Genomic DNA, 23,822 nt, shown 5'->3' on the forward strand with positions numbered 1-23,822 from the left:
TTTTCCGTGAAAGGATAGAGAAAATTAGCAAATATTGGAAGTGCAATGATTTAGAATTGAATTTATCTCTTTAATAGCAAGAAAAAATCAGGTGTGATTCTTAGAGCTTTTGGGTAGAGAAGACAAGAATGAAATGTGAATTCATCGACTGGTGTGAAATCGACTTGAAAGGTATCTGATTTCACGAGTGCATTCTCACGGATGTCAACTTGAAGCTCAAGATAAGGTTTGTCAAATGCGCCAGACAAAAGATTGATCTCTCTGACTTCATGCACATCAACTTCAATGTGATCTTGCGATTCAACCATGATAGCATACCGATTATCATAAAGCCTCTTTTCAACAAAAAACTTGTAAGGAACATCGGGGATCTTTGGTTTCTTCACTTCATGAAAAACCATCAAGTCCTGCAAGCTCATAAACGAAGTTTTTTTGATGAAGTCATGCCAAATCTTTTTCTGATTTTGCGTGGGCTCATTGATGTACTCTGGATAGAGTAGCTGAAAGTAAATCGTTGCTCCACTCTCTTCATTGAGTCCAACCCATAATTGATAGTAATGCCGGCCTTTTGGCCCCTTTGCATGCACTTCGCGGTAAGGAAAAATGCCCCATTTTCCTTTGTTCACCAGGATTTCAGTAAAACCTGCCGCAGTGAGGTCATTGGTCTTGCCATCATTACTAAACCGGTCGAGGCCAATCTGGGTCACGTTCGTCGACACTTGAGCTCGAATAATGCATGAATTGAGGGAAGAAGGATTTTCAAAATAGCCCTGAACTGTTTTGACATTGCCCCAGTAGTACCCATGAGAGAAGTAAGGGTCATCTTCTCGCTCTCCTAACGCAAAATCGGAGGGCAAGCAGGGTTCAACAAGAGGAGGATGGACTAAATAGGGAAGCAAATTTGCAATACGAACTTCAGATTTAATCTGATTTGAGTCTTCTGCTGCAAATAGCCCAAATGGCAACAAAATAGCAAAAATGAAAAGGCTTAACCGGAGGCTGTTTCCCATTTGACGCAAATGCTTTACATAGACTGAAAGTATTAATCTTAGATCTTTCATGATTTTCGTTCCAGAAAGAAGAAAAAAAAATCGCAATTCTGTATTCTAAAAAGTTATGTTTATACTTTTGCTTTTGCTGCTACCACTGTCCTTATTCGCCAGGCATGAAACGCCTCCTCCAGAGGAAGCAATGCTAGGACCCTGGTTCACTGGTCCGCTATTAGTTCCAGCAGCCGAATGCAATCCTAAAGGTGACACATCTTGGCAACCCTACATTTTTGTGAACAACACCTTTGGCGAATACGATAGCCACTGGCACCGTCAAAACACTCCAAACACCTGGTCTGTCACTCCCCTTATCGACGTCACTTATGGACTTAGTTCGTTCATTGATATCGAGGCTGTTGCTTCCTTCGTCTATAACTACAGCCAAGGATCTTCTGCTGTAAGGCTCACGGATTGGAGCTTGTTTCTCGGCTTTCAACCTCTGCGAGATACCCCAGGAACTTGGGAGCCCAATCTCAGAATCACGTTGCAGCAAGTCTTTCCCTTTGGGCAATACAAACACCTCAACCCCAAAAAAAACGGCACTGATGGAACAGGAAGGGGAGCTTATCAAACAGGAGTGAATTTCACTTTTGATAAAGCTTTTCATTATGCAACCAACAAATATTTCAGCATCCGCTGGAGTCTAGGCTACCTTTTTGCTTTCCCAGTTCATATCGACGGTCTGAGTGTCTACGGTGGCGCTCCAGATACTTCTGGAAAAGTCTTTCCTGGTCAAACTTTCATCGGATATCTCTCAGGAGAAGTTCAGATCACGCAAAACTGGGCCTTTGCCTGCGACACAGAATATCTTATCACACGCCATGACCGCTTCTCTGGTAAACCTGGAACAGAGGATGGAGAAAAAGCCTTGGTTGGAAATCCCTTTTCAGTTAGCATCAGCATCGCTCCAGCTATTGAATATAGCTACTCTGAAAACTTTGGTCTCATTGGAGGGGTCTGGTTCAGTCTTGCAGGAAAAAACGCCAGCCAATTTTTCGGTGGCGTCTTTTCTGTCGTGATCAATTACTAAAAAATCCCTAACGCATCGAGCATGATCAAGATGATCACGAGGGGCGCTAGATACTTGATGCTAAACCGAAAATAGACTTCGATGAAGGGGTAGTTCTTGAAAAGGATTTCTGCTCCTTCTTTCAAATGCGCAATGCCCTTCTTGATCCCCCAGCGCCAGCCAATGAGAAGCACTGCAGCTAGTCCACCTAAAGGGATCAAGATATTTAAGCAAAGGAAAAGCAATAGTCCAAAGAACGTCTTACCGAAGAGGGTCATCTCAGCCATTGGTCCAAATGAGAGAGTACAGGGCACCCCAACAATGAACACCCCAATTCCCGTTGCTAAAACGGCTTGATGGCGTCCCCACTTCTTCACGTCGATGAGGTAAGAAATGAGGGGTTCCATCGCAGAAATTTGAGACGTCAATGCTGCTAGTAAAAGTAGCACAAAAAAGAGCAAGCAGAGAAAGTACCCACCAGGCAATTTAGAAAAGATGATAGGAAGGGTTTGAAACATCAAACTTTCGCCTCCTGTCGGCTCCATTCCTGAAGAAAAGACAATGGTGAAAATCGCAATTCCTGCTAGTAAAGAGATGCAAATTCCAAATAAAGTGATCGGAACGCAAGTGCTTGGTAGGTTTTCCTTTTTCCCAATGTAGCTTCCATAGGTGACCATCGTTCCCTGGCCTAAGCTGAGAGAGAAAAAGGCCTGCCCTAATGCCATCAAGATGGCTGTGGGTGTGATATGAGACCAGTCAGGCTTGAACACAAACGAAATGCCTTTCGACCCACCTGGCATCATTAGCCCTTTAATCACCAAAACAATTAAGACAACAAGCAAAAGGGGCATCATGATCTTATTACCCGCTTCAATCCCCTTTCTTACACCTGTATAAAGAACCAACATCGCTAAAAATACAAATCCGAATAAGGAGCCAACTCCCCATAAAGGTGAAGAACTAAATTGGGTGAAGTGATCGAGTGCTGCTTTCGACGTTGAAAACTGAGTGAGTTGTCCAAATAGGGCTTGGAAAAAATAACCGAGGGTCCAGCCTGCAATGACTGCATAAAATGAACTGACCAAAAAACCGGTGAGAATGGTGACAGTCCCCATGCCTTTCCAAGTGCGGTTTTTTCCAATCTTGTTAAAAGCTCCAGAAGGATTAAGTTGGGCCTTGCGGCCAATCATGATTTCAGAAATCAGAACGGGGAAGCCAACGATAACCAAACAAATGAGATAGAGGATGACAAAGCTTGCTCCTCCATTTTCTCCAACAACATAAGGGAAACGCCAAATGCTCCCTAGACCAATCGCAGACCCAACGGCTGCCCAAATAAATCCAATACGGGACTTCCACTGTTCCCTTTTACTTTGCTTAGCGAACTTTCAAACTCCTTATCTATGAGATTTAATTTTCTATAGCATCAACAAGGATTTTTCCAAAGGTATCTGGAGAAAACTGCTGTGCTTGCTCACTCTTTAAGTAAGCGCGTATGTTACTGACATACTCTTCGTACTCTTCTTTTGACAGTTTTTGAATGTACTCGAGCATTTCTTTTTCATTTTTGAACTGCCGGTAGTCGATATAACACCCTTTTGGAATGTACTTATCGACATTTGTCGCACCATAGTAAATGGGCACGGTTCCGGTGACAAAGCAATCAAAAATCTTCTCTGTGATATAGCCTGGTTGCTTTGTGTTTTCAAAGCAGACATTGAACTTGTATTCTTTGAGCTTTTCATACTTATTAGAAATGGTTCCTTTAGCGTGGCGATAACCTTCCCAACGTTTCCCATATAAATCAAAAATTCCGTCGGGATAATCATCGAAAAACCAAGCGAGGTTTCTTCGCGTAGAATAAAGTTCTTCTTCAATCTCGTTTATTTTTAGGTTAGACGCAATCATGCATAGCAGTTTCCGTTCCTCAAAAGAAGGTAAGTTTTCATGCATGAGTCGCAAAACATTATAGTTTATTTTGAAGAATTTTTTACCATCAACCAGATCGTCTTTCCAAGTGTAAACCTTATCGAACAATGAAAAAACCTCTTCAGAATACATATGTGGCAGGACAGTAGGAGGTTCCCACATGATAAGAATTCGATTGCCTCTTGGAAGTTGTTTGATCTTTGCTTTAGAAAAGAAGGGATAATAGTTGTGGAAGACAAAAGCCTTTGCCTTATTTTTATTGAGAATGAAGTTTTTAAATCGTTTGAAGTAGTGGTGGCGTTTGGGGAGCTGATCGAAATCAATCCACGCCTCTTCGTATCCTTGCTGCTTGATGAGCTCCTCAGAAAGATGCAGATTCAGAGGACTCCACTTTGTTGGTATTTTTCGATCAAATGGTGCAACCGCAACGCGATTGCTAGCACTCTTACGAGAAATCAGAGCAATGGCTGTCACTGTCAAAATGGAAAGAGTAAAGAGAAGGATGATCGTTCTTTTCATATTGCCACCTCAAAAAGAGCTCATTTTGCCCGATCAAAGGTTTATTTATCAATGATTCAGCTGACTTGGACAACCTCTCCATCCGTCAAAGTAACAAGCTCTGACGACTTGAGTGAAAATACTGCATGAGGAGTTCCTGCCGCAGCCCAGCAAACTTCATGTTGAAGAAGGTCTTGATCAATCAGTGTGCGAATGACCTGCAGATGTCCAATTGGTGGGATGCCTCCAATTGCAAATCCTGTCACACCTCTTGTAAAATTTGCATCGGCTTTTTCGATTTTCTGCCCTAGATGATGTTTGATCTTCTTTTCATTGACTCGATTCACTCCCGAGGTCAAAATAAGCACCGGCTCTTCGGTTCCTTGGATGCGAAAAATAAGTGACTTCACAATTTGTGCCACTTCACATCCAATCGCGTCAGCAGCTTCTTGCGCTGTCCGCGTACTAGCTGGCATCTCGACAACTTTCGATTCAATCCCCTTCTCTTCTAGAACTGCCTGTACTGAAGCAGCACTTTTACTCAATGTTTCAGACATCATTTGCCTCCAAAAAATACGATAGATTATCAAAGTTGAAAAAGGTTGTAAAGAATGAATTTACTGCTCTGTGGAGCTAGCGAGGAAGGGGTCACTTGAAAAGTCAAGCGAGCGAGCATCTTCTGGAGTGTAAGTCTCGGTAGGAACAAGACTCTTTTCCGCATAGATGCGGTGGAAAAGACGCTCATAATCTTTGACATGGTGGAGGCATTCGCGTGCTAGGTTGCGATTCTCACGCGCAATGTTCCGTTTTTCTTCAGGATCGTCTTCGAGATCATAGAGCTCCACCTCTTGTGATAAGCGGGTGTAGATGAATTTATGGTGATTGATCCTACAGCCAAAGTTACGGAAAACGTAGGGATTATGGAAAAAGACGCGGCGGTCTTTTGTCTCGCGGAGAAGCGAACTTCCAATGGAATGGTTGAATCCGTGCAATTTGAATAAATCCATGACAGTTGGAACGAGATCGAGTTGGCTGGCAGGTGAGGAAATTACCTTAGGCTCGGCAATCCGTCCTTTAGCGTAGATGAGGAGCGGAACGCGGATGTTTTCATCGTAGAGATACCGTTGCTCAAAAAAGTTAGAGTCGTGCTCACCCATTGGATACCCATGATCTCCTAGGATAAAGAGAATCGATTTTTCTAAGAGTCCTTGCTCTTCAAGCAGATCAACAAAAAGTCCTAGAGAGGCATCACTATAGTGAAAGGTACTGAGGTATTTACGGTAGGTGGCGTTGAGTTCGGCAGGAAGAGCAGGAGGTTCGCAATGAGATGGGAGGTTCCACGGATGGTGGTTGGTGATGGTAAACAGGGTGAGAAACTGCGGATCCTTATCGTGTTTTTTAAGCCACTGCGCACTATATTGCATCAGATATTCATCTGGCAGTCCCCAGCTAGTTGTATTGGCACTTGGAAACTTGTGCAAAATATCTTCTCTTCCCAAAACTGACTCATAGCCGTGATTTTGGAAAAAGACGTCTTGGTTCTCAAAGTGAATCGGCCCGTTGTGGATGTACGAGGATTTATAACCGGCATTTTTCATCAGGTCGGGAATTCCAACAAGAGGCGCATCAACACGCACGGCTTGCTCTGAGGCATCGACGTCAGATGGAACTCCAAAAAGGGAAGCAACAACCGAGCGAGACGTTCGCACCGAGTTGGCATAAAAATCGGAAAACAAAACTCCTTCTGATGCAAGCCGATCAAAATGAGGTGTGACGCCATGTTCCCCGCCAAGGCAGCCGACATTTTTCGAGCGAAACGATTCAAGAAATAGGAAAATCACATGGGGCTTTTCCCCGTTTTCAAGCTTTAAATCAAAGGTCTTTTCCCCAGAGAACCCATAAGTGTGTTTATAAAGCGGATATTCAGATGAGGGATAACTTCTCTTTTCATTCTGAGGAGTGAAGCTTTCTCGCACTAAAAAACGCAAATCGGTTCGATCTTTCTTGTGTTTGAAAAAACGGTAGAGCTTTTGGAGAAACCACATTTCATGCTGAAAGACGATGTGATCTGTCGCATAGGCAAGCTTTTTAGGTAGCAGGAGAAACCCAAGGGTTCCGATGGCACCTAAGATGAGCCCATCTTTAACCCACCCTCCTCGAAGCGTGAGCGCTTCTAAATGGCTCCAGTAGCCCCAATAAACCAAAACTGGCAAGGAAAGAAACACAAGCGCTCCTGGAAGAAAGCGCCAAATCTTTTTCTCTTTGGCTGAATCCCAAAAGCAGCGTGCATCGTCGATAAAGGATAAAAACGAAATCTCCATTCGAATGGCGCTATTCCGATGGAGAAAGGCATCAAACAGAATGTGAAGCTGAAGCAAGGAGGCCAAGACAATGAAAATCCAAAAAAGGTAGGGATTGAGAAAAGGCAATAGTGTCTTGAAAGCCACAAAAAGTAAGAGCTGCTCAAACGCGACAAAAAGGTCCTGACAGGCTCCTGTTAGATAAGATAGGAGCACGCTAAAGCGGAGCGGCAGCTTCCGATGTAATATCGTAAATCTGACGCACAGAGAAGGAAAAGCTAATAAAAATAAAAAGGTCCAAACAGCAATCATACTAACAAGGATACTATCGTTTACTACAAGTGTCAAATCAACCCTTTTTTTTAAACCCAAGAAAAGCTCAACTTTTCACTAACTATTAGTTATTTACGAAAACCGTTGCATACTACGTTTATGACCGATATTGCATCTAATTTTTGCATTTTTACAATTTCCGAAATCTGATGTTGGAGCGCATGACCTCTCCTATTGGCAATGAAAAATGTGATTTACATGTTTAAAACTTACTACCAACCACTTAAGTTGTAAAAATTATTTTTATGAAAAATAGATTTTGAAAAACTGATCGAAAAAGGCTTTATCACTGATTTAGAAAACAATGACACCCCAATCATCTACTTCCATTCAGGAAAAAATACATTGATCTATCAGAAAATGGAAATTGGAAGTCAAATCAACCCTTTTTTTTAACCTTAAAGCAAAATCTCTAGATCCGCTATATTCAACTTGAGAGAGGTATGCTATGCAGTTAAAAATTTTCCAGCCAGAAACTAAAACAACTCTTCCCCTTCCTTTATTTTCCAGCTCGGTTAAAGCGGGGTTCCCCTCGCCTGCTGAGGACCATATCGAGGAAAAACTTGACCTCAACCGTTTGATGATCGAGCACCCTGCCGCCACCTTTTTCCTACGGGTTGAAGGAGAATCGATGGAAAATGCGAATATTCATCCCGGGGATATTCTCGTTGTTGACCGTGCGCTTACTCCACAAAGTGGACAGATCATCGTGGCTGTCTTGAATGGAGAGTTTACGGTGAAAAGACTAAAGAAAAAAGAAAGCCGTCTCTACCTCTTACCCGAGAACCCGGCATTTCTCGAGCTTGAAATCACTGCGAAAACCGAGTTCCAAATTTGGGGGGTCGTGACTTTCATCATTCATAAGGCTCGATAAACTCTAAATTCGTGGGATAGGTTCATGTACGCTCTGATCGACTGCAACAATTTCTTTGCTTCTTGCGAGCAGCTCTTTAATCCTAAGCTGCAAGGCAAACCTGTTGTCGTTCTTTCCAATAACGACGGCTGCGTCATTGCTCGCTCAGCCGAGGCCAAAAAACTCGGCATTCCGATGGGAGCGCCTGCTTTTGAATACTACAGCTTATTCCTCGAATACAATGTCACGACCTTGTCGTCGAACTTTGCTTTCTATGGAGACATGTCTAAACGGGTCATGGAGACTTTGAAGACTTTCGAATTTCCTATAGAAATTTACTCGATCGATGAAGCCTTTCTTTTCCTTCCTGAATCGGACCCCAAACTTGGTCATCTCATTCGTGACAAAGTCATGCAATGGACCGGCATTCCTATCTCTATCGGCATTGCACCCACCAAAACCTTAGCCAAGGTAGCAAACAAGCTCGCCAAAAAGGGGGCAGGGGTTGTCTCTTTCCCTTCGGCAAAAGCGGCAGACCCACGACTCAAAACCTTTCCTGTAGAAGACGTTTGGGGCATTGGGCGTCGCCATAAAAAGCGTCTTTACTCTTACGGCGTGCGCACAGCGGCTGATTTGAAAAAACGGTCTGATGCCTGGGTGAAGCGTTACATGAGCGTCACAAGTCTACGCACAGTTTGGGAATTGCAAGGAATCCCCTGTCTCTCTTGCCAAGAAGTGCAGCCTGAAAGAAAATCGATCGTTTCCTCTCGATCGTTTGGACGCAGAATCACCGATCCTGCTTTGCTAAAAGAAGCGCTTAGCACATTTCTAGCCCGCGCCACACGCAAGTTGCGCCGCAGCCAGCTCAAGGCTCAATTTCTAGTCGTTTTTATCACTTCAGACACAACCACTAGCGCTGCCAAACACCTCGCGCTGCCAACAGCCTACACGCCCGATCTTAGCGCACATGCACATGCCCTTGTAGATGAAATCTTCAAGAAGGGTAAAGAGTATAAACGTGCCGGAGTGATGCTTGGAGAACTCGTCGATGAAACTGCAACCCAATTCGATCTGTTTACAGCTGACCCCAAAGCAGATCACAAACAGGCTGTGATGACAGCTCTCGACACCATCAACCGCCGCTTTGAAACCCCGATGCTCTCTTTTGCCAGTGAAGGGATCGTTAAAAAGTGGCAAGGAATGCGAGCTCATCGCTCTCCCCTCTACACCACTTCTTGGGATGAGCTACCTAAATGTTAAATCCCTTTTTAAAGTTGGCGGCAGTTTCACGCGCCGTGGCTTCGCGACAGTCAATCGTCGAATTTGCTATATGAGGCAAAACGAGGCAGTTTTCCATGTGACAGAGAGGATGGTTTCCAGGCAAGGGTTCTGGATCCGTCACATCAAGAACGGCTCCACGCAATAAGTTTTGCTCTAGAGCTCGTACAAGATCGTCAGTTTTGACAACCGGCCCCCGAGCCATATTGATGATGATGGGACGCTTGCTCATTTTTTGGATGGTAGGATAATCAATCATTCCAATTGTTTTCTCTGTAGCTGGGACATGGAGAGCGAGGTAGTCCACTTGCTCGAGCATTTCTTCGAAGGGAACTTGTTTCACACCTGGAATTTCAGGATCGATTTCACGGTAATGAGAAAAGATTACATTGAGGTCGAAGCCACGTGCACGACGCGCAACAGCCTTGCCAATACGACCATAGCCGAGAATGCCAAAAGTTTTTCCCGGAAGGTCTTCACCTAAAAAAAGCCAAGGATCCCAACTGGCCCATTTACCCTCACGCACAAAAGTTTGTGCTTCAGCAATTTTGCGCAAAAAACTCAAAAAAGCTGCAAAGGTAAAATCAGCCGTCGGATTGGTCACTGCATGCGGTGCGTTGAAAACGGAAACCCCCTTTTCTTTCGCAAAATCGACGTCGATATTATCAAGCCCTGCGGCATAGTTACAAATCACTTTGAGATCGGGGTTCGCTTGTGAAAGAACCTCTCGGTCGATTTTATCTAGCATAGTGGAAAGGATACCATCGTAGGTTCGGACAGCTTGGATCAGCTCTTCACGAGGTAAAACGGCATTATCTGGATGACTGTAAACTTCAAAATCGGCTGCCAATAACTCAGAAACAAGAGGAATCAATTTGCGAGTAATAAAGATCTTTTTCATGACCGCTCCTGATCAAGCAATTGTAAAAGCTCCTCTCCTAACTGTTCGACAGAAAAGTTTCCCTGACTCGTCATAATCATCACTCCAATGTCAGCTTCAGGAACCATTCCAAGATAAGATGCAAATCCAAACAAAAGCCCTTCGATGGAAAAGAGATTAGCCGTCGCATTAAAAGAAGTGATCTTCCATCCTAATCCAACTTGAAACTTATTAAACGAATGATAAGGCTGCTGCATGATTGGCAGAATCGCATTCAAACTTGTCGTCTCTTTCCCCATGTTAAACGATAGAAATGTCAGCATATTATAAGCCGTTGAGTAAAGCCCGCCAGCTCCAATAAATACCGAGTAAATTTTCTCTCCTTCTAGGGGCGAAACACCTCTCCTTTTTTCATAACCTGTGAGAGTCCGTTTTTTTTGCTCACCAGTAAGAGTAAAAGTGGTGTCTTTTAAATGGAGAGGATCGAGTAAGAGTTGCTTCACCAAGTCGGGAAAAGAACGTTTCGAGATCCGCATGAGAATATTTGATAAAAAGGCATAGCCAAGGTTCGAATACTCGTACTCCGTTCCAGGAGCTCTTTTGAGCTCGTAATTTTTCAAAAAGCGGAACATCTGACTCACACTAAAAGAAGCACGACTCGAAAGATTGTAGGGAAGATCGGGTAATCCAGAGGTATGAGTTGCCAAATCACCTAAAGTGATTTCATGCCCCTTGAAGTTTGGGAGCTCCATGGACTTCGGCAAAAACTTCGAAATGGGATCATTTAAAGAGACCTGCCCTTCTTGAACAAAATAAGCTAAAGCCCCAGCCGTAAAAAGCTGTGTCACCGGACCAATACGAAATTCACTGTATTGGTTAACGGGGATTGGAGACTTCTGTGAAAGAGTTCCCCGCGCGACGATCTGTGTGAACTTTTGGTGGTTTTCTCTTCCAATGACCGCCACGGCAATTCCCGTCACGGAATGTTCATTTGCAAATGCATCAATTTTCTCGATCAACTTTTGCTCAAGCAGGGAATCCTTTGCCAATAAAGCAATCGGAAAAAAAAGGAAGAAAAAAAGAAGGGTTTTAGTTTTCATCATCATGAAATTCTGTTATATTACGATGAAGATTAACATGAAACAAAAAAATCTTTAACAACCTGGAATAGGTTCATGTCTCAGCCGTCAACGCGAACTCTTAATATCTTTCTCTTAGCAATGATTAACGTCGCTGCAATTTGCAGCATTAAGAACTGGCCACTGACTGCTGAATATGGATTTTCTTCGCTTTTTTACTTTATTGTCTCAAGCTTGCTTTTTTTCATTCCCACCTCACTTGTTTCAGCCGAGTTAGCAACTGGCTGGCCTGAGCGTGGGGGGATTTATGTTTGGGTTCGAGAAGCTTTTGGTCATCGAGCAGGCTTCCTAGCCGTCTGGCTCCTTTGGATTGAAAATGTCGTCTGGTACCCCACCATTTTGTCTTTCATTGCCGGTGTGATTGCCTTCAGTTTGAACCCTGACCTGATTCACAACACCCTCTACATGTTCTGTATCATTTTCGTCACGTTTTGGGGCGCCACCCTCATAAATTTACTAGGAATGAAAACGTCAGGTTGGATCAGTACGATGGGAGCCATTTTAGGGACGATCATCCCAGGAATTGTGATTATCGCACTTGGCATTATTTGGGTATCAACAGGCAGACCCTCACACATCGATTTCAACTGGGGAACCTTTTTCCCTGAAGTGAATAGCCCTTCAAAGCTCGCTCTTCTTGCAGGAGTGATCCTAGGATTTGCCGGGATGGAGATGTCAGCTGTCCATGCAAGAGATGTCAAAAACCCTCAGAAAAACTACCCACGCGCCATTCTTATCTCTGCGATCATCATCATCGCCCTTTCGATCTTGGGAACTCTTGCGATAGCAATTGTGATTCCTCAAAAGGAAATTAGCTTGGTTTCTGGTGGCATGGAAGCCATCGCCTACTTCCTCAGGTCCTATGGATTTGGATGGAGTGTTCCCATCATTTCGATCATGGTCGGTCTAGGCTCTCTCGGGCAAATGAGTACCTGGACTGCAGGTCCAAGTAAAGGACTCTTAGCCGCAGCTCAAGATGGAGACTTCCCTCCTATTTTGCATAAAATCAACAAGAACAACATGCCTGTCGGAATGCTGATTTTTCAAGGGATCATCGTCTCCATTCTAGCGATGGTCTTTCTCTTCATGCCCAATGTGAATAGCTCATTTTGGATCTTGCTTGCCTTGACATCACAACTCTACGTCCTGATGTACATCCTGATGTTTGTCTCGGCCATCGTTCTCCGTTACAAAAGACCGGAAGTGGTGCGCAACTACCGTATACCCGGAGGAAAGTTTGGCATGTGGCTTGTAGCTGGCGTGGGGATCATTAGCTCAATATTTGCTCTCATCATTGGATTCTTTCCACCTGAGCAGCTTGAGACAGGCAGCCTGCTCTTTTACGAGCTTTTCCTCATCATTGGAATCCTCGTCTTTTGTGCAGCCCCCTACATCATCCTACTCTTTAAAAAGCCAAGTTGGAACGAGCCCATCGCTTTCCACGACAATGACTAAAAAGCCTCAGAAATCTAGGTAGAGCTCACGTCCAAGATTCCAGCGTTGTCTTCTCGCTCGGAGACTTCAAGAGAAAGCTCTTTTAACTTCTCAAGCATGTAGTCTTTCATCTGGAATGTGCCTTTACTATGCCACCCTTGTCCAACAATCAACGAAAAAGGTGATCCATCGTGAGTTTTTAAAAACTCTTTGAGCTGAACAAAAGCCGTTTCTGGACTTAAATTATGACAATCGAGATGGAGCTTTCCGCTCTGTTTGAAAGCTGTAGGCTCTCCGATATACTTTCTAAAATGCGGCCCGCATCTCCTAAATTGTCTTTATTGACATTTGCTGAAATCAGCACATCATAAATAAATCGATTGGGTTTAACATGTTTTTTTTTCATCTCTCTGTAGAGATCAAAAACTCTAGATTCATCCCCATTTTTCACACACTGATGCATAAGAGCGTGGTAGTGAAACACATTTGGCTCTGTGCCCCCTTTTTGCATACTTTGAAAAATATCATAAGCTGCATCTAATTTTCCTTTTCGGCCATATGCATGGATCAGTTTTGTATAGCATACAGAACTTGGTTTAAACCCATACTCATTAAAAAGCTGAAGAACTTGCTCAGCGCCCTCTAAGTTGTCACCATCTGCTAAAACCCCAAGCTCGGCATTGTAAATGCGCTGCCACTCTTCATTTGAAACAGTGTAAACTGGTTGGTAATGCATTTCAGGTGGTGGTGCACCATAATAGGTACATCCGCCATATTGATAAGACGCTGTTTGAGAGGTCGCGCCTGTACCTGTTTGAGTTGCTTCTGCACTCATCTTCCTTCCTCCTAATTTTTAAAGCATTATAACATAAATTTTATTAAATTTATAGTAATAATTAATATTTTAATTATAAATAAAACAAACTATTTGTTATAAATATTTTAATTAATAATTATGAGTAAATACTAGAGATAGATGGTCAGGGAGCACATAAAAAGACAAATAAAAAATTGAAATCAACGCTCTCGTCAAGCTCAATCATTCCCAACTAGTTATTGAAGATCATAAGATATACCCCATTGCACCTTGAAAGCATGCATTCTCATCAAGGCCTTATGAGATAGATTTTCAATTAAGCGAGTAAATCGCCTTCTACGACAACAATGAAGAAAATTCTTCACAAGAACACAAAGACTATTTTATCTTTTTTAAAGTTAAACGGAGGCGAAAAAGATGAACCCCTATCTCAATTTGCTTTTCAACTTCCTTGAAGCTGTCATCAAATGCTTCATCGCAGGCTTTATTTTTGCTCTGATTGCCCCAGAAATTAAAAAAGCATGGGTTAAGCAAAAAAAAATGGAAAATCGCCTACACAGTCGGAGCTCTCATCCTAGCATTTTACATTCTTTTTATCGGATTAATACGATGAATATAAAGCATAAGTCTCTAGTCTTCCTCATTACTTGCTTATTCTTAGGAAACTTAGAAGCTAGACAATACGATGAAAGTTTTCTAGTTGAAATCATTGATTCGGGCGATCTCGATGCAATTCACGCTTTCTTCTTGTCTCATGATGGGTATGTAAAAAAAAACCAGACACCTCATAGAGTTTGTCGAGGTCTTACGAGAAAAGGTTGAATTAAATTACGGCTATAAACCCAGTTGGAAAGAGATCTATCAGGTTTACAAATCCGCTGAACCTTTTTTAGAAATCCCAAAAGAAGAAAAAAAATGGTTGAAAAACTTTCTCAAACAAATCTCAATGAAAACCCAGAAAAAAGAGCTAGGATCGGCAAGGTGTAATGCTGTTTCTTTTGACTATAGAGGATCGCTAGATGTCGATGAAAGATTGGATTCAGTCACTGGACCAGCTTTTGCCGAAGCTCTTGCAGGAGCACTCCTAATGGTCATTCCAACTCCGGTTACTTGGGGAATTGGAACAGCTATTCTATCTAACACTGGCTTCACAATGTGGCAACATTGGAAAGATGAGAGAGACCGGTTAGTAGAGGCTAATCGATTTGATCAAGAAGGAATCGCTATGGACCAAGAAAGCAGCTTTGTCGAACACGATCGTGGGCATTACGAACGCCAAACTGATAGTGAAATCCGTTAATCAACTCAAGCGATATCACTAAAGCTCACATCCAAGATGCCAGGATTATCTTGTCTCACCGTTACGTCAAGATAATTGGAACCTTTCAACTTTTCCAGCATATATTCTTTCATTTGAAATTTGCCTTTACTGTGCAATCCTTGGCCAACAATCACTGAAAAAGGCTCTCCATGATGACTACTTAAAAATTCAGTTAGCTGCACAAAAGCTGCTTGAGGACTTAAGCCATGACAATCGACATGAGGTTTTCCGCTCCGCATGGATGCATTTGGCATTCCAATATAATCTCTAAAAATCTGACGAGCCCTCGTCATATTCCTTAAGTTGACATTGGCAGAAATAAGATGAATATGCGTAATTTTGTTTGGCATAACCCAGTTTTGTCGCATCTCATGGAAAAGATTAAAAACTCTACCTTCTTGACCATTCTGCAAACATTGATGCATAAGCGCATTATATTGGAACGTTGTTGGCTTCATTCCATTTCTTTGCATAGTTTGAAAAATATTAAAGGCTGCATCTAGCCGACCACTTCGGCCGTATGCATTGATCATTTTCGTATAGTTTACTAAGCTTGGCCTAAAACCATGTCGGTTAAAAAGAGCAAGGGTTTGCTCAGCCTTGTCCAGATTATCATTATCCGCATAAAACGTGAGCTTTGCATTAGCTTGTTCATTTGAAAAAGAATAAGCTGATGGGTAGTAAGCTTGTTGATTTGGCATTGTTTGGTTAGATATGCCAGCACCTATATGAGTAAATCCCGAACTCATCTTTATCTCCCCTTTCCCCTTCTTTTTAAAAAAATTATAACAAAAAATAAAATTAAAAACAATCAATAAACAACAGATTAATATTAAAATAATTGTCTATTAATCAACTGTAATATAATTAGAGAGGTTCATAGATGAGGGTCAAGAAATTAACTCAAGCGATATCACTAAAGCTCACATCTAAGCCCCTTGGAATATCTTGCATCAAGCTTTAGCTCAAAACCCTGCGACTTTAATATCTCTCCCTTTTCTAGTACAATTGGAGCAAGGAAAGCCCTCCTACGACTACCATTGAAGACCATATGATCTCCTGAATAGTATCTTGAAGAGATACTTCATCATCAGAGGTACTATTAGACAGCTTTTGGTCTGATTCATTAAGAATCTCAGGAGTTTCTCTCATTACACTCAGCTGTTCGCTAAGTTCATTTAAGCGCTCAGAGTTCGATAGCTTTTCGTCTAATCCAATAAGAGCATCCGGAATTTCTTTCTTTTCTTCAGATTTTTCGCTAAGTTCGCTTTCCTGCTCAGAGTCAGATAGCTTAGGTGATTCGAGACTTTCAAACTCTTTAGTCGCGAAGGATGGTTTCTCAGGACCACTACTCACCTCTTCAGGTTGCTCAGATATGAGTTCATTTTTAGGCGAGGAGGATTGCTCGATTTCCTTGGGGTCACTTTCTTCACTTATTTGAGGCGAACTTGTTGCTTGGGGTGAAGCTATGCCTGAATCAGAAGCTCCTTGTTGTGGTTGAACACTCCTATAGCTCACATCCAAAATGCCAGGATTATCTTTTCTCTCTGTTACCTCAAGATCCTGGTAATCTTTCAACTTATTCAACATATAGTCTTTCATTTGAAATTGGCCTTTACTGTGCCATCCTTGGCCAACAATCACTGAAAAAGGCTTTCCATCATGACTATTTAAAAATTCAGTAACCTGAACAAAAGCTGCTTGAGGACTCAAGTCATGACAATCGATATGAGGCTTTCCGCTCTGCTGAAAAACTTTTGGACTTCCAATATACTTTCTAAAAATCTGGCCAGCCCTTGCCATATTCCCTAAGTTGACATTGGCGGAAATGAGCTGAATGTTGATAAGTTTGTTCGGCTTAACCTGCTTTTTTCGCATATCATGGAAAAGCCCAAAAACCCTACCTTCTTGGCCATTCTTTACACATTGATGCATGAGCGCATGGTAGTGGAAAGTTGTTGGCTTGATCCCTTTTTCTTGCATCTTTTGAAAAATATTAAAGGCCGCATCTAGTTGACCACTTCGGCCGTATGCATTGATCATTTTCGTATAGTTTACTGAACTTGGTTTAAAACCATGTTGGTCAAAAAGAGCAAGGGTTTGCTCAGCCATGACCAGATCATCAGCATCCGCATAAAACTTGAGGTTCGCATTAGCTTGTTCATCTGAAAAAGAATAAGCTGGTGGGTAGTAAGGTTGCTGATACTGCATTTGTGGAGGTGGTGCACCATAATAGGTACATCCGCCGTGTTCGTATTGATTTGGCATTGGTTGGCTAGGTATGCCAGCACCCAAGTGAGTAAATCCCGTACTCATCTTTATCTCCCTTATTTCCTTCTTTTTCAAAAAATTATAGCAAAAAATAATATTAAAAGTAATTAATAAAAAATAATTTAATATTACAACAATATTAAATATTGGCTGTGTTATAATTAATAAGTTCATAGATGGGGATTCGTAAATATGACAACATTAAATTTTAATTCACAACTTCAAGCCAATCTCGAGCTGGGGCATGAAATCAACACCTACGTTCAGGAGAAAGTCCCGATCATACCCAACTATCTGTCGAGACGAAAAATCGACTATGAAAAAGAGAGCCAACAGATCGGCTATCCCATCAACATGGTCACTTTTAAGGAACTGGCCGAGATGGCTTTCGAAATGGCTTATACACCTGTTGCCTCTAGAGAGTTTTCGATCTGCAACCTACGCAAAATCGCAGCTGTCGCCAAAAACGTTGGAATTGGAACCTGTCTTGAAATGAGCGCTCTAGCGCTAGATTATTGTCTCGAGAAAAAAGCTCCTCTCAAAGCAGAAGTTTTCTTCCTCAAAGGAGGAAATCACGTTTTTCTCGTATTGGATAGAAACCCTCAAAGCAATTCTTCTGACTATAAAAGCTGGGGGAAACAAGCTGTCATTTGCGATACATGGAGCGGGAAAGTCTTCCCTGCCATGCAAATGGAATCAAAACTCAAGAACTTCAGTGGAAATCAAATCCGTGGGGATCAGGTTCTCATCCAGCTCGAACCCTTCGATCCTGAAAAACACATCCCTACCCCTCTGATTGTCAAAGAAGCCACCAGGTGCCTAGAGAGAGATAGATAAGGGTGGTGAGGACATCAGCAAACATGAGAACAACAGGACCCGCTGCAACGCGAGGGTCCCATTTACGGGCATGTAGAACGAGAGGAATCGTTGAGCCAATACTCGCAGTAATCACAACTGAAACCATGATCCCAAAAGTAATCGTCATTGCAGGCAAGACCCCATCCCCCCAAAAGAGAGAAACCGCCCCTACAATAATCCCAGAGGAAACTGCTAGCATGGCAACGGTCTGCCATTCACGGATGAGCGACTGAAAAATATAGCGGATGTGGTGTGTGGGCCTTTTTAGTAACTGCATACTTTGTGTCATCGACTGCATCGAGATCGACTCAGAAAGGGTGAGGAGAAGAGGAATGAACATGGCGAGCAAGAGAACTTTGGCCAGGACAATTTCAAAAACGCGTGAAATAACGGCGCAAGCAAATCCCCCAAACATGTTACAAAAAATCCACGGCATGCGGCTCCGGTAGCCATTCCAGACACTAGCCCGTTTTCCTTCTTCCACAACCATACCAATCATTTGAAAGATATCATGACGCCTACGGGCATTCGCCACATCAACCTTTTCCTCAAGATAGTGCCCCACATGGATCACACCAAGAAGGTGCTTGTTATTGTCTACAACAGGGAGGGCAAGAAGACGATGTGACTCTAGAAATTCCATGGCTTCTTGCAGAGTTTGCTCACTATTGAGAGTCACAAGAGTCGTATCCATGACATTTGAAATGAGAGTATCAGGCTCAGAAAGAAGAAGTTTACGGGTGGGAACAACCCCGACGAGTGTTCGATCCTCATCGACAACGTAGATGTAAATAATCTCTTCATCGATGTGTTTTTCACGCAGGAAGGCTAAAGCTTCTTCAATCGTCTGATCGACATACACCGTCGTGCGAACGGGAGTGATGAAATCGCGAAGGGGTTTATCATAGTTTGTAGCCATGGATTTATCTTACCGCTTTCTTCGTAAATGTCAATTGGTTAAAATGACGGCATGAGTAAGGATACATCATGGAAACAAGTCGGAAAATGGTACGACCAAATTGTCTCAGATGAGGGGCACTACTACCATCAAGAGGTCATTTTCCCGAAATTGCAATCTTGGCTTAAGCTGCAGAGCGGCGATGCTGTCCTCGATATGGGATGTGGTCAAGGCGTGCTTGCGCGTCAGTTAAAAAAAGGGATCGTCTATTATGGACTGGATCTCGCTCCTTCCTTGATTGAGCAGGCACAGAAGCGCTCCAAAGAGCATCAGTTTTTCCTCCGAGACGTTACTCAGCCGCTAGAGATCGATCGGTCCAACTTTTCCTACGCCCTTTTCATTTTATCCCTCCAAAATATGAAGGACCCTGGTAAAGCCATCACTGAGGCGGCAGCTCATCTCAAGAAGGGAGGCAAACTCATTTTAGTGCTGAATCACCCCTGTTTCCGGATTCCTCGGCAGTCACATTGGGAAATCGACCCCGAAAAAAAATTGCAATCACGCAAAGTGGATCGGTACATGACTCCTATGGAAATCCCCATTACGATGCATCCCGGCGGAAAAAAAGAAGCTGTCAAAACCTATTCTTACCACTTTCCCCTATCTGACCTTTGCCGATTTTTAACCGATGCAGGACTTGGGATGACCTGCTTGGATGAGTGGTGTTCGAACAAGGAAAGCTCAGGTAAATGGGCCAAGATGGAAAACCGTGCCAGGAAAGAATTTCCCCTTTTTCTTGCGATTGAGGCGACGAAATCGTAAAATGGGAAAAAATGGGTTGGAAAAACGATGTGTGGAATTTACGGATATATACGACCAAAAGAACTTGAAGATGGCATCGACCTTGTTGATGTTTGCCTAGAAGGACTCTCCCTACTGGAATATCGTGGCTATGATTCAGCTGGGATAGCTGGAATCATCGATGGCAAAATCAAGAGCTGCAAACGGGCAGGAAAGGTCCACTCTCTCAAAACGGCTGTTGCGCAAGAAAAGCTCCGCTTAGACACGGCGATTGCGCATACCCGCTGGGCAACCCATGGAATTCCCAATCAAGAAAATGCGCATCCCCACTTCGACCAAAAAGAGACCCTCGCAGTCGTTCATAACGGAATCATTGAAAATCACACAGCAATCCGTGAAAAACTAGAAGCTGAAGGTGTAGAGTTTCAATCAGACACCGATTCTGAAGTGATTGCGCAACTGGTTTCTCACTTATACAAAGGCAACCTGAGAACAGCTGTCCAAGCAGCACTTAAACAATTGCACGGATCTCTTGCCATTGCGATCATCCATGTCGACCATCCGAACCAAATCGTTGCCGCCTCTAGAGAAAGCCCCCTCGTCATTGGTATTGATCGAGAAAAAGGTGAAGCCTATCTTTCATCTGATGCCAACTCACTCGCTCAAAAATCACTTGAGGTCGTCTATCTAAAAAATGATGAGATTGCAATACTCGATCACAGTCATGTTGAAGTTTTCAACGGAGCAGGGAAAAAAGTGACCAAAAAAACGGAAACAATTGGAATTGAATCAAGCGAAGTCACAAAAAACGGCTTTGAGCATTTCATGCTAAAAGAAATTTTTGAGCAACCGCAAACCATTCAACAAGCCATGTACGGCCGAACACAAGAAGAATTTGGAACAGCTGTCTTTGAAGAGCTTAATTTAGACCCAAAACAGCTCCAATCGATCAACCGTGTCCTCATCTTAGGTTGCGGCACCTCATGGCATGCCGGATGCATCGCCGCCTCCCTCCTAGAAAACATTGCCCGTATTCCAACAGAAGTTGAGATCGCTTCTGAATTCCGCTACACCAATCCCATCATTTCAGAAGGCACTCTTGTAATCGCCATCAGCCAATCAGGGGAAACGGCTGATACCGTGGCAGCAGTTCGGGAAGCGAAAGCGAAAGGAGCCAAAGTCATTGGCATTTGCAATGTCAACCACTCGACCATTGCGCGAGAGTCAGACAGCTGCATCTTTCTCAATGCAGGAATTGAAGTGAGCGTTTGCTCAACCAAAGCTTTCACCAGCCAACTCACAGTTCTCGCTCTCTTTACCTTGTTCATGGCTCGAATCCGTCATCTCGATAAGGAGGAGGGACAAAACTTCTTGAAAGAACTACGCCATTTGCCAACAAAAGTCACTCAAGTCTTATCACAGGCCGATGTGATTGAGCGGTTCGCAGAAAAGTATGCCTCCTTTGAGCAGTTTTTCTTTCTTGGACGTCGTTATATGTTCCCCACAAGCTTAGAGGCCGCTCTCAAATTGAAAGAGATCAGCTATCTCAACGCCTGCGGCTACCCTGCTGGAGAAATGAAACACGGCCCGCTTGCCTTAGTCAGTCCAAAATTGGCTGTGATTGGCATGTGTGGCAACATGCAGACAATGGACAAGATGCTCAGTAATTTGATGGAAGTGAGCTCACGTGGCGGAGAAATCTTGGCATTTGCTCCTAAAGGAATCAAAGAGCTCGAAAAGATCACATCAGATATCTTGTATCTCCCAAAAGTCAGCGATTTTTTGGCTTCCATCCCTTACTCAGTCGCAGGACAGCTGTTCGCCTACTGCATCGCAAAGAGGCGGGGAACAGAAATTGATCAACCCAGAAACTTAGCAAAGTCGGTAACCGTGGAATGATTCTCTTCGATGTCTTGACATTCGCAGGGGTTATTGGCTGTTTACTTTTCTTCGGACTGTTTAAAAATCGCTCGGTCCGTTCCGAATCCAGCTACCTATTTGCCGAGAGAAAATGCAATGTCTGGCAACTGACTTGTACACTTGTCATGACCGAGATGAATACCTCAACTCTTCTCTCATTTGCAGGACTTGGCTATTTAGCGGGAGTCCGCGCCCTTTCTCTCCCCCTCGTCTTTTTAATTGGACTTGTTTTCTATGCCCTCACCGTCGCCAAAAAGTGGAAAAATCTCGACGCTTACTCCGTAGTCGAACTTTTTCGCAAACGGTATGGAGAAACCCTTGCAAAGCTCGCGTCACTAGCGCTGATGACAGCAATGATTGGTTTCACTGCGACTTACGTCAAATCTCTTTCTCTTTTGTTTCACCCCCTTTTCCCCAACTTTTCTCCTTGGATAATCAGTTTGATTCTCATTGGAATCACTCTCATGATGACCCTTCGCGGAGGCCTCGTTGCCATCATTCGAACTGACATTTTAAGTTTTTTGCTCATGTGCCTGATCATCCCCACCATCTTGTTTGTCAGTTACAGGGCCGCACCAAAAGCGTCCCTCATCTTTCCTGAAGGAGCCCAAATTCTTCCTACGCGCTTTGTCGTCTCGCTCATTTTTCTCACCATGTTCACCTACATCTTAGCCCCTTGGTATGGGCAAAAGATTTTCTCTGCTCGCTCACCCAAAGTAGCGCGCACTTCAGTCGGTCTTGCAGCGATTCTCGTCTTTCTCTTTTATGGAGCTGGTGTGCTCGCAACAGCTTATCTCAAAGGAGCTGGGATCGGATTAGGATCACCTGACGAAGGGATTCCTTTCATCGTGAGATCGCTTCTTCCTACAGGAATGAAAGGCCTGGCCTTTGCCACGCTTTTTGCCATTTGTGCCACTACCTTATCAGGTGTTTGGAGTGCTATGAGCGCCATGATCATTGCAGATTTCTGGAAATGCCGCCCCGACGGAAATTATAAGCGCGGGCTCTTGCTAACACTAGCATTTGCCTCACTCTCGTATCTTCTAGGAAACACACTTGTCGACCAGATTTTAGCCAAGCTGATTTTAGCTAACATTCCTGTTGCTGCACTTTCATTTGCACTACTTGCGGGATTTTACTCGAAAAAAGTCTCACCTTTTGGAGCTTTCCTCAGTATCATCGTGGGTTTAGGCTGGGGCATCGGCTGCTATCTCCACTTTGGCGAAGCCGGTCTCTACACTTGGTACTGGGTCATGTACGGCATTCCTCTTACCTTCTTATCGGGTATCGTCGGATCGTATTTGAAACCTCTTCCCAGGCTTCAGAGAAACACCAGGTAAACACGGAGAGGGAAAAATAACATCTCCCTCGCCACATTTCAAACCTACAAATGTTTATAGAATGGTTCTGTTTTTGCTATCCTAGCTATGGACTAAAAGCACTATGCAATAACCAAGCTCTAAAAAGCCCTTCTTCAGATCTCTCAAGTTACGGAGTACGTGCCTGTGAAGCCTCTTTTCTCAGGTAGCATCCTGAACGCATCGCGCTGTCTTTGTAAATCTTCTGGACTTGGCTTTGCAACACTGAGTTTCAGACTCCCTTCTTCAATTTTAGACCAGGTTTCAATAGTCTCCTTGACTTTAGGGTGCAAATCAAAGCCCAGTTTGACAAATAGCTTTTCATCTACACTTTTTTCGGAAAAAGGCACTTTTTGCATTAAAGCTTTTTCAAAAGAGTGTGCTTCACGCAAATTTTGCATTTGATATTCAATGCTTGTATCTGAAGTCTCAAACTCAGTTGAAGAGTGTTGAGTAATGTGTCGCGTAGAGATCATTAGATCTTTGGCATGAGTGCTAAATCTCATGCAAAAAACTCATATTTATCCCCTTTAAACATCTCTATACATAGAGAATCGACTCTGTCTGCATTCAGCTGAAAGCGAAGTTGGACAGTTTCTTCGCTCGTTTTAAAAGTTAGGCCTTCTTTAGAAAATAAACTTTCCATTTCAGCATCATTCACATGACTGAGCGTTTCTGGAATGAGGTAACTCTGTTGAATAAATGCAAGTTGTTCTGGTGTTGCAGGATTGACAGCTGCCATATTTTTTCTCCTCTTTTTTGAATAAATAACTTTGAGGAAAAAATTATGTCATGCTTTAGGCAAAAAAACAAGGCAGGCTTCAAAGTCATTCCGTTTTTGAGATTTAAAATTTTCCATTCAGGGGTTGAATAAAT

22 protein-coding genes are annotated in these 23,822 nt (G+C 43.1%); 9 read left to right on the forward strand and 13 right to left on the reverse strand.

The window, feature by feature from the left end; translation table 11 throughout:
- Positions 1-62: 62 nt before the first annotated feature.
- Positions 63-1,061, reverse strand: a complete 999-nt coding sequence (locus ACOOFG_RS06805) for a hypothetical protein (protein WP_420420723.1) — start codon at positions 1,059-1,061, stop codon at positions 63-65.
- A gap of 130 nt (positions 1,062-1,191) precedes the next feature.
- Between ACOOFG_RS06805 and ACOOFG_RS06810 the strand changes: the two genes are divergently transcribed.
- The gene (locus ACOOFG_RS06810) at positions 1,192-2,079 is read left to right on the forward strand and encodes a hypothetical protein (protein ID WP_420420724.1); all 888 of its coding nucleotides are present in this window, start codon (positions 1,192-1,194) and stop codon (positions 2,077-2,079) included.
- Here ACOOFG_RS06810 and ACOOFG_RS06815 read toward each other — a convergent pair.
- The 4 genes from ACOOFG_RS06815 to ACOOFG_RS06830 all read right to left on the reverse strand — a co-directional run bounded on the left by ACOOFG_RS06815 (position 2,076) and on the right by ACOOFG_RS06830 (position 7,133).
- Entirely contained in the window at positions 2,076-3,404 is a 1,329-nt protein-coding gene (locus ACOOFG_RS06815; RefSeq protein ID WP_420422675.1) for a sodium-dependent transporter, read from the reverse strand. The genes ACOOFG_RS06810 and ACOOFG_RS06815 overlap by 4 nt on opposite strands.
- Before the next feature lie 64 nt (positions 3,405-3,468).
- A complete protein-coding gene (locus ACOOFG_RS06820) occupies positions 3,469-4,506 on the reverse strand; it encodes a glycosyltransferase family 10 domain-containing protein (RefSeq protein ID WP_420420725.1) in 1,038 nt (345 codons plus the stop codon).
- Positions 4,507-4,562: 56 nt separating this feature from the next.
- On the reverse strand, positions 4,563-5,042 hold the full coding sequence (locus tag ACOOFG_RS06825) for a YbaK/EbsC family protein (protein ID WP_420420726.1): 480 nt from the start codon (positions 5,040-5,042) through the stop codon (positions 4,563-4,565).
- A gap of 60 nt (positions 5,043-5,102) precedes the next feature.
- Positions 5,103-7,133, reverse strand: coding sequence for an LTA synthase family protein (locus ACOOFG_RS06830; protein WP_420420727.1), 2,031 nt, complete (start codon positions 7,131-7,133; stop codon positions 5,103-5,105).
- Positions 7,134-7,566: 433 nt separating this feature from the next.
- Between ACOOFG_RS06830 and ACOOFG_RS06835 the strand changes: the two genes are divergently transcribed.
- On the forward strand, positions 7,567-7,992 hold the full coding sequence (locus tag ACOOFG_RS06835; protein ID WP_420420728.1) for a LexA family protein: 426 nt from the start codon (positions 7,567-7,569) through the stop codon (positions 7,990-7,992).
- 24 nt (positions 7,993-8,016) lie between these two features.
- Positions 8,017-9,231, forward strand: coding sequence for a Y-family DNA polymerase (locus tag ACOOFG_RS06840; protein ID WP_420420729.1), 1,215 nt, complete (start codon positions 8,017-8,019; stop codon positions 9,229-9,231).
- Here ACOOFG_RS06840 and ACOOFG_RS06845 read toward each other — a convergent pair.
- Together ACOOFG_RS06845 and ACOOFG_RS06850 are read right to left on the reverse strand one after the other, a co-directional pair.
- On the reverse strand, positions 9,221-10,150 hold the full coding sequence (locus tag ACOOFG_RS06845) for a 2-hydroxyacid dehydrogenase (protein WP_420420730.1): 930 nt from the start codon (positions 10,148-10,150) through the stop codon (positions 9,221-9,223). The two genes, ACOOFG_RS06840 and ACOOFG_RS06845, sit on opposite strands and share 11 nt — an antisense overlap.
- Positions 10,147-11,235 carry a serine hydrolase domain-containing protein gene (locus tag ACOOFG_RS06850; protein ID WP_420420731.1) on the reverse strand — a complete coding sequence of 363 codons (1,089 nt, stop codon included), beginning with the start codon at positions 11,233-11,235 and terminating at the stop codon, positions 10,147-10,149. The genes ACOOFG_RS06845 and ACOOFG_RS06850 overlap by 4 nt, the downstream gene beginning before the upstream one ends.
- Before the next feature lie 69 nt (positions 11,236-11,304).
- On the opposite strand from ACOOFG_RS06850, the gene ACOOFG_RS06855 reads away from it, so the two are divergent.
- On the forward strand, positions 11,305-12,723 hold the full coding sequence (locus ACOOFG_RS06855) for an amino acid permease (protein WP_420420732.1): 1,419 nt from the start codon (positions 11,305-11,307) through the stop codon (positions 12,721-12,723).
- 217 nt (positions 12,724-12,940) lie between these two features.
- Here the strand turns inward: ACOOFG_RS06855 and ACOOFG_RS06860 are convergent, their stop codons facing one another.
- A complete protein-coding gene (locus ACOOFG_RS06860; RefSeq protein WP_420420733.1) occupies positions 12,941-13,537 on the reverse strand; it encodes a hypothetical protein in 597 nt (198 codons plus the stop codon).
- Between the two features lie 928 nt (positions 13,538-14,465).
- On the opposite strand from ACOOFG_RS06860, the gene ACOOFG_RS06865 reads away from it, so the two are divergent.
- Positions 14,466-14,819, forward strand: coding sequence for a hypothetical protein (locus tag ACOOFG_RS06865; RefSeq protein WP_420420734.1), 354 nt, complete (start codon positions 14,466-14,468; stop codon positions 14,817-14,819).
- Positions 14,820-14,824: 5 nt separating this feature from the next.
- On the opposite strand, the gene ACOOFG_RS06870 is transcribed toward ACOOFG_RS06865, so the two are convergent.
- Both ACOOFG_RS06870 and ACOOFG_RS06875 read right to left on the reverse strand, forming a co-directional pair.
- Positions 14,825-15,589, reverse strand: a complete 765-nt coding sequence (locus ACOOFG_RS06870; protein ID WP_420420735.1) for a hypothetical protein — start codon at positions 15,587-15,589, stop codon at positions 14,825-14,827.
- 250 nt (positions 15,590-15,839) lie between these two features.
- A complete protein-coding gene (locus ACOOFG_RS06875; protein WP_420420736.1) occupies positions 15,840-17,285 on the reverse strand; it encodes a hypothetical protein in 1,446 nt (481 codons plus the stop codon).
- Between the two features lie 18 nt (positions 17,286-17,303).
- Between ACOOFG_RS06875 and ACOOFG_RS06880 the strand changes: the two genes are divergently transcribed.
- Entirely contained in the window at positions 17,304-17,948 is a 645-nt protein-coding gene (locus tag ACOOFG_RS06880; protein ID WP_420420737.1) for a hypothetical protein, read from the forward strand.
- Here the strand turns inward: ACOOFG_RS06880 and ACOOFG_RS06885 are convergent.
- The gene (locus tag ACOOFG_RS06885; protein WP_420420738.1) at positions 17,911-18,888 is read right to left on the reverse strand and encodes a magnesium transporter; all 978 of its coding nucleotides are present in this window, start codon (positions 18,886-18,888) and stop codon (positions 17,911-17,913) included. The genes ACOOFG_RS06880 and ACOOFG_RS06885 overlap by 38 nt on opposite strands.
- 51 nt (positions 18,889-18,939) lie before the next feature.
- On the opposite strand from ACOOFG_RS06885, the gene ACOOFG_RS06890 reads away from it, so the two are divergent.
- Genes ACOOFG_RS06890 through ACOOFG_RS06900 form a run of 3 tightly spaced genes read left to right on the forward strand, consistent with a single transcriptional unit; the run spans position 18,940 to position 22,928 of the window.
- Complete coding sequence (locus ACOOFG_RS06890; protein WP_420420739.1) at positions 18,940-19,689, forward strand: class I SAM-dependent methyltransferase; 750 nt, start codon at positions 18,940-18,942, stop codon at positions 19,687-19,689.
- A 27-nt stretch (positions 19,690-19,716) separates the two neighbouring features.
- On the forward strand, positions 19,717-21,567 hold the full coding sequence (gene glmS / locus ACOOFG_RS06895) for a glutamine--fructose-6-phosphate transaminase (isomerizing) (protein ID WP_420420740.1): 1,851 nt from the start codon (positions 19,717-19,719) through the stop codon (positions 21,565-21,567).
- Positions 21,564-22,928, forward strand: coding sequence for a sodium:solute symporter family protein (locus ACOOFG_RS06900; protein ID WP_420420741.1), 1,365 nt, complete (start codon positions 21,564-21,566; stop codon positions 22,926-22,928). Before glmS ends, ACOOFG_RS06900 begins: the two co-directional genes overlap by 4 nt.
- 143 nt (positions 22,929-23,071) lie before the next feature.
- Here the strand turns inward: ACOOFG_RS06900 and ACOOFG_RS06905 are convergent, their stop codons facing one another.
- Positions 23,072-23,452, reverse strand: a complete 381-nt coding sequence (locus tag ACOOFG_RS06905) for a hypothetical protein (RefSeq protein ID WP_420420742.1) — start codon at positions 23,450-23,452, stop codon at positions 23,072-23,074.
- Positions 23,449-23,688 (reverse strand): hypothetical protein, encoded by a 240-nt coding sequence (locus ACOOFG_RS06910; RefSeq protein WP_420420743.1) that lies wholly within the window; start codon positions 23,686-23,688, stop codon positions 23,449-23,451. Before ACOOFG_RS06910 ends, ACOOFG_RS06905 begins: the two co-directional genes overlap by 4 nt.
- Positions 23,689-23,822 lie beyond the last annotated feature (134 nt).

It is taken from the genome of Simkania sp. (assembly GCF_965215465.1).
GTDB lineage: Bacteria > Chlamydiota > Chlamydiia > Chlamydiales > Simkaniaceae > Simkania.

Bases quoted from the DNA above. Each gene is read 5' to 3' on its own strand.
- ACOOFG_RS06880 (WP_420420737.1), top strand. From the start codon at position 17,304: ATGACAACATTAAATTTTAATTCACAACTTCAAGCCAATCTCGAGCTG.
- ACOOFG_RS06905 (WP_420420742.1), bottom strand. From the start codon at position 23,452: ATGAGATTTAGCACTCATGCCAAAGATCTAATGATCTCTACGCGACAC.
- ACOOFG_RS06910 (WP_420420743.1), bottom strand. From the start codon at position 23,688: ATGGCAGCTGTCAATCCTGCAACACCAGAACAACTTGCATTTATTCAA.
- ACOOFG_RS06860 (WP_420420733.1), bottom strand. From the start codon at position 13,537: ATGAGTGCAGAAGCAACTCAAACAGGTACAGGCGCGACCTCTCAAACA.
- ACOOFG_RS06870 (WP_420420735.1), bottom strand. From the start codon at position 15,589: ATGAGTTCGGGATTTACTCATATAGGTGCTGGCATATCTAACCAAACA.
- ACOOFG_RS06810 (WP_420420724.1), top strand. From the start codon at position 1,192: ATGCTAGGACCCTGGTTCACTGGTCCGCTATTAGTTCCAGCAGCCGAA.
- ACOOFG_RS06805 (WP_420420723.1), bottom strand. From the start codon at position 1,061: ATGAAAGATCTAAGATTAATACTTTCAGTCTATGTAAAGCATTTGCGT.
- ACOOFG_RS06885 (WP_420420738.1), bottom strand. From the start codon at position 18,888: ATGGCTACAAACTATGATAAACCCCTTCGCGATTTCATCACTCCCGTT.
- glmS (WP_420420740.1), top strand. From the start codon at position 19,717: ATGTGTGGAATTTACGGATATATACGACCAAAAGAACTTGAAGATGGC.
- ACOOFG_RS06875 (WP_420420736.1), bottom strand. From the start codon at position 17,285: ATGAACTTATTAATTATAACACAGCCAATATTTAATATTGTTGTAATA.
- ACOOFG_RS06865 (WP_420420734.1), top strand. From the start codon at position 14,466: ATGAAAACCCAGAAAAAAGAGCTAGGATCGGCAAGGTGTAATGCTGTT.
- ACOOFG_RS06845 (WP_420420730.1), bottom strand. From the start codon at position 10,150: ATGAAAAAGATCTTTATTACTCGCAAATTGATTCCTCTTGTTTCTGAG.
- ACOOFG_RS06835 (WP_420420728.1), top strand. From the start codon at position 7,567: ATGCAGTTAAAAATTTTCCAGCCAGAAACTAAAACAACTCTTCCCCTT.
- ACOOFG_RS06840 (WP_420420729.1), top strand. From the start codon at position 8,017: ATGTACGCTCTGATCGACTGCAACAATTTCTTTGCTTCTTGCGAGCAG.
- ACOOFG_RS06890 (WP_420420739.1), top strand. From the start codon at position 18,940: ATGAGTAAGGATACATCATGGAAACAAGTCGGAAAATGGTACGACCAA.
- ACOOFG_RS06850 (WP_420420731.1), bottom strand. From the start codon at position 11,235: ATGATGATGAAAACTAAAACCCTTCTTTTTTTCTTCCTTTTTTTTCCG.
- ACOOFG_RS06855 (WP_420420732.1), top strand. From the start codon at position 11,305: ATGTCTCAGCCGTCAACGCGAACTCTTAATATCTTTCTCTTAGCAATG.
- ACOOFG_RS06825 (WP_420420726.1), bottom strand. From the start codon at position 5,042: ATGTCTGAAACATTGAGTAAAAGTGCTGCTTCAGTACAGGCAGTTCTA.
- ACOOFG_RS06900 (WP_420420741.1), top strand. From the start codon at position 21,564: ATGATTCTCTTCGATGTCTTGACATTCGCAGGGGTTATTGGCTGTTTA.
- ACOOFG_RS06820 (WP_420420725.1), bottom strand. From the start codon at position 4,506: ATGAAAAGAACGATCATCCTTCTCTTTACTCTTTCCATTTTGACAGTG.